Annotated in this window: 5 protein-coding genes and 1 pseudogene; 4 read left to right on the top strand and 2 right to left on the bottom strand. The window is 53.5% G+C overall.

Translation table 11 applies throughout. The features are described from left to right. The 3 genes and pseudogenes from ACO0LI_RS30545 to ACO0LI_RS30535 form a co-directional block, all read left to right on the top strand. Positions 1 to 107 (top strand): annotated as a pseudogene (locus ACO0LI_RS30545) (IS110 family transposase); the annotation flags it as partial. A 78-nt stretch (positions 108 to 185) separates the two neighbouring features. After that, positions 186 to 644: a hypothetical protein gene (locus tag ACO0LI_RS30540; RefSeq protein WP_423037685.1), complete on the top strand. Its 459-nt coding sequence runs from the start codon at positions 186 to 188 to the stop codon at positions 642 to 644. Positions 645 to 683: 39 nt separating this feature from the next. Continuing rightward, the gene (locus ACO0LI_RS30535) at positions 684 to 1253 is read left to right on the top strand and encodes a hypothetical protein (RefSeq protein WP_423037683.1); all 570 of its coding nucleotides are present in this window, start codon (positions 684 to 686) and stop codon (positions 1251 to 1253) included. A 130-nt stretch (positions 1254 to 1383) separates the two neighbouring features. Here ACO0LI_RS30535 and ACO0LI_RS30530 read toward each other — a convergent pair whose 3' ends face one another. Both ACO0LI_RS30530 and ACO0LI_RS30525 read right to left on the bottom strand, forming a co-directional pair. Further along, positions 1384 to 1611 (bottom strand): hypothetical protein, encoded by a 228-nt coding sequence (locus ACO0LI_RS30530; protein ID WP_423037681.1) that lies wholly within the window; start codon positions 1609 to 1611, stop codon positions 1384 to 1386. Positions 1612 to 1974: 363 nt separating this feature from the next. Continuing rightward, positions 1975 to 2919, bottom strand: a complete 945-nt coding sequence (locus tag ACO0LI_RS30525; RefSeq protein WP_423037679.1) for a LysR substrate-binding domain-containing protein — start codon at positions 2917 to 2919, stop codon at positions 1975 to 1977. Between the two features lie 152 nt (positions 2920 to 3071). Between ACO0LI_RS30525 and ACO0LI_RS30520 the strand changes: the two genes are divergently transcribed. Further along, positions 3072 to 4295: a YbfB/YjiJ family MFS transporter gene (locus ACO0LI_RS30520; RefSeq protein ID WP_423037677.1), complete on the top strand. Its 1224-nt coding sequence runs from the start codon at positions 3072 to 3074 to the stop codon at positions 4293 to 4295. Positions 4296 to 4581 lie beyond the last annotated feature (286 nt).

Genomic DNA, 4581 nt, shown 5'->3' with positions numbered 1-4581 from the left:
AACCTGCCAAGCTCATTATTGGCGCTATGATGAGAAAGTTGATACATGTCGCTTTGGGGGTGTTGAAGTCCGGAAAGCCATTCGATGCTAGCTTGCATTTAGCTTGACTGGAATAACAGTATCTACGGCACTACAGCACTTCGAACCTCATCCATCCCTATTTAATAAAACAGAGTCCAGAGTTCATGAAAGATAGCGCATCTCAATGTGCCAATTGCGGCGCTCATCTGGCCGCGCCGAATATGGTTTGTCCCAATTGCGAACCAGAATTTTTAGCACCAAACACAGCACAGGATACTGGCAAATACCGCTGCCCGGATTGCGCCTGCCGTTTTGACCAGGTTGGCACTGGACTATGGCCGCCCAATGTGAAATGGTACCGGCCACAATCTTATAAGCTGCAATGCCCACATTGCCAGGCTTTTCTAAGGGACAGGACTATTCCGTACAGGAGCAGGGCAGAATTGACTGCGCTTCCACTTTTCATCATCGTATCTGCTTTCTCCCCCTTGCGACCCGGTACGCAGATTGTCCTGCTGGCTCTGCTGATGGTGGTAGAGTTTATACGCTGGCGGGCAGTGAAAAAAACAGTGTATGTGGAAGAGGACAGATATCTCAGTGACAAACCTGGGGCGCCAATGTAATCGGCGGGGCGTAATCGCGCGCAGCTAAGGCTTTCAAACATGGCCGTGACGCAGGGCGCATTGCAATGCGCCGCAAGCGGGCAGGGCGCATGGCGTTTTGCTTTCTCAGGACATGCAATAATCTCAGATTTTGTGCACGACATCCCAGCATCCATGATTAGTCACAAAGGCGTTCACATGCTTACGATTCCAGAAAATATTGCTAACCTGATGATATTGGGACTGACTCAGGAAATTGCACAGATCCATGCGATTGGCGAAACTTGCGGAGATGACTGGCCAGCTGATTATGATCCAAATGATGTGAGTGTGTATGATAGCTTTCGTCAGATGTTAAAGAAAAACGCCGGAAAAAGTACTATCTTGGACTGCAAGAATTACTCAAAAACGGTGGCGTTTTCCATTGGCTTACTCCCTCGATTTGTCACCGAAAATCTGAGTCAACTCTCAATTGCTGATATAGAGTCAGCCTGCCGTGTCTATGCGCAATATGCTGCACATAGATGTGCTGAAATGCTGGAGACCAACAATGAACACACGTCAGAGCGCAGACAGGTTATATACATGTTGTCGCAAGTGATGGCCTTTCCAGGGATGGATAGCCCGTAGGGTGCGTCTTGACGCACCGTTTTTCTTCACGTTGTTGATTATTGGCGATTTGATGCGTTTGAAACGCACCCTACAGAAAAACCTCACCAGATATTCGCCATGCTTGCCGCGGCATCTGTCTGGAAAAATTTCATTCCCCAAACCCTAATTGATAGCCTGCCCAGCATGTAAAAACGTAAGCGAATAGTGCCAGCATCATCACCAACCAGACTGGTGGCGGCCAATCGACGTACCTGTCGAGAAATTGACGACTGATGTCCAGTTTCAAAAACAGTGTCAATGGTATTTCTCCGACGAAGCCAGCGCCGAGATAAAAGCCTGCAGACTGTTCCCAAAAAGATGCTCTTGCTTTTTTCATCATGATCCTGGCCGCTTGTCTTCTGAAAGATATCTTACGCCCCCAAATTCGTGCTTGCAATCAAAACAGCAGCACACTGTAGGAGCGGCTTCAGCCGCGAATGATCGCTGAACAAATCATTCGCAAGTTCCGGCATTGCATTGTCAACATCGGGAAAAAGTCGTTCTTGAAAAACCTTCGCGGCTGAAGCCGCTCCTACGGTTAGCAAATACCCGGTCGTAGGGCGCATTGCAATGCGCCGCATGTATGCGTCGCGCACGGCACGGATATTTTCCCAAGGATGCGGTGATCTCATACGGCGCATTGCAATGCGCCCTACGTCACGGCGATGGTGTCGTTCAGCGCAGATCAATGTCTCTGGTCTCAGGCGTCTGCCAGGCTTTCAGCTGTTTGATCCGCTTGCTTTGCCGCCGCAATAATCCATTCCCTGAACACCTGCACCTCAGCGCGTGGCGCGGTGGATTCAACGATAAGCCAGTAGGCATAGTCGCTGTTGCCCAGGCGCGGGTCTTCGAGGGCTACCAGGCGACCATCCTTGAGCATTGGTTGCAGCAGTGCGGCGCGGCCAAGGGCGATGCCGTGGCCTTCAAGGGCGGCGTGGATGACCTGGTCGTACTGATTCAGGTGCAGGTAGGCCTTGGGTTTGGCGTCGGGCTTGATGCTGAGCAGGCCGGTGGCGCTCAGCCAGTCTGACCAGCGCAGCCAGGGCAGGGCGCGTTCATCAAGTTCGAGCAAGACTTCCCTGAGCAAGCCCTCTGGTTCACCAAAGGCACGGGCGGCGATGGCGGGGCAGGCTACCGGCATGATCTTTTCTCCGAACAGCCTGATCGCCTGCGCTGGCACATCCGCCGCGCGGGCATAGCGTATGGCCAAATCCAGGCCTTCTTTTTTGAGGTCCAGCATGCGGTTGTCGGCGGATACCCGCACATCGATATTCGGATGTGCCGCCTGAAAGGCACCCAGCATCGGCAAGATCCACAGACCAGTCACGCTGACAGCCGATGTCATGGTGACCGGGCGTGACAGCAGTTGCTGCCGCTGCGAAGCTGAAAATTCAGCGAGTTGATCCAGCCACGGCGAGGCCAGTTTTAGCAATTGTTCACCCGCAGGGGTCAGGGCAATGGCGCGGTGCTTGCGTATCAGCAGTTTGCTGCCCAGATGTTCTTCGAGGCTTTGTATCTGGCGGCTGACCGCAGATTGCGTCAGGCACAGGTCCTCTGCCGCAACGGTGATGCTCATGCGCCGGGCAACGGCGACAAAACCACGGATGGCATCCAGCGGCGGCAGGTGGAGTAGCGGGTTACTCATGAATTTAGTTCATGCAACACATGTGTAAATTGCGTTTGTAGTTGGTAAGCTTGTCTATAAAATGAGGAGCAGTACTATACTCACAGGCATTCTATCGCAGGAAGCTAAAACTTGTTGCCGGGTTGCCCGTAACCTCACTTGAATTGCTTACCATGACCTCTATCACCATGCCCAGGCTGTTCAGTCATTTCCCTGCGCAACGCCCTGTACTGACTGCTTTGGCATTGTCGCTGGGGGCGGCAATCGCGCTGGGCCTGTCACGCTTTTCTTATGGACTGCTGCTGCCACCGATGCGCGCCGACCTCGGCTGGTCTTATCTGCTGGCAGGGGTGATGAATACCGGTAATGCGCTCGGCTATTTTCTGGGTGCGCTAATCACGCCCCTGCTGATGCGGCGCTATCGTGCGCATAGCCTTTTGACTGGTGGTGCTGTGCTGACGGGCATATTCATGCTGGTGTCCGGCATGGTCACTGCCACCGGGTTTTTGCTGTTGCAACGTATATTGGCAGGCATATCGAGCGCCTTGATTTTTATCGCGGGTGGCGTATTGATTTCGCGCCTCGGTGGCTTGCATGCAGCGCGGGCAGGTTTATTGATAGGCCTGTATTACGGTGGCACGGGTTTTGGTATTACCCTGTCGGCCTTGCTGGTGCCTACGACCCTGGCGGCGGCCCAGGCGCAGCATGTTGAACATGCCTGGCAATGGTCGTGGCTGGCGATGGGCGCTGCCTGCCTGCTGGCAACCATCATCATGAGCTTGCCCGTCAGGGCGATACAGGACTTGCCCGGGCAGGCGGGTGCCAAAAGCGCATTCAGCATCAAGGCGTTTGGCTTTGGCCTGGCAGGTTATTTCATGTTTGGTGCAGGCTATATAGGTTATATGACCTTCGTCGTTGCGCTGCTCAAAGAGCAGGGCATGCCCGCGCCTGCGATTACTGCCTTTTACTCCCTGCTGGGGCTGGCCGTGCTGGCCTCGTCACGCATCTGGGCAGGCATGCTGGACCGCTACAAGGGCGGCCAGTCACTCGCGATATTGACTGCGCTGGCGGGTGTTGCGGCATTGCTACCCGCACTGAGCAGCAATGTCTTTGCCGTGTTTGCATCCGGCATTTTGTTTGGCGCGGTGTTCTTGTCCGCCGTCGCATCTACCACGGCACTGGTGCGGCACAACGCCAGGCCAGAAGCCTGGTCAGCAGGCATCAGTGCCTTCACTACCGTATTTGCGCTGGGCCAGATCGTTGGCCCCACCATCGTGGGCTGGATCGCTGACGGCCAGGGCGGGTTGGAACGTGGCCTGATATTCTCTGGCCTGACGTTGCTGGTGGGTGGCATTATGGCATGGCAGCAAAAGCCTTTGGAGAGCAGGGATGCCTGATTACGGATGTGGTGGTGATGCCTGCATAGAGATAAGCGTAGCCGTAACAGGAGGTGCATTGTGCACGGCAAAGATAATTCCTTGTGAATGTGACAGTCTCTGGCTGGGCAAATTTTTTACTGGATGTTGAGCAGCGAAAAACTAGATTGCATAAAACTCCTTAGAGGCTGTTGCAAAATTAAAACGACTGAAAAAAAGTGCTGTTAACTTTTCATGAGTAGTGTTAACTTTCTATCTTGTTTTGTCAGGGTGGAGAGCGATGCCAAAAGAACTGATAGATGACCAA

Source organism: Undibacterium sp. Tian12W (assembly GCF_049339405.1).
In the GTDB taxonomy this organism is placed as follows: Bacteria; Pseudomonadota; Gammaproteobacteria; order Burkholderiales; family Burkholderiaceae_D; genus Undibacterium.
The sequence above is the reverse complement of the archived record's forward strand: the minus strand, read 5'-3'. Positions and strand labels throughout refer to the sequence as shown.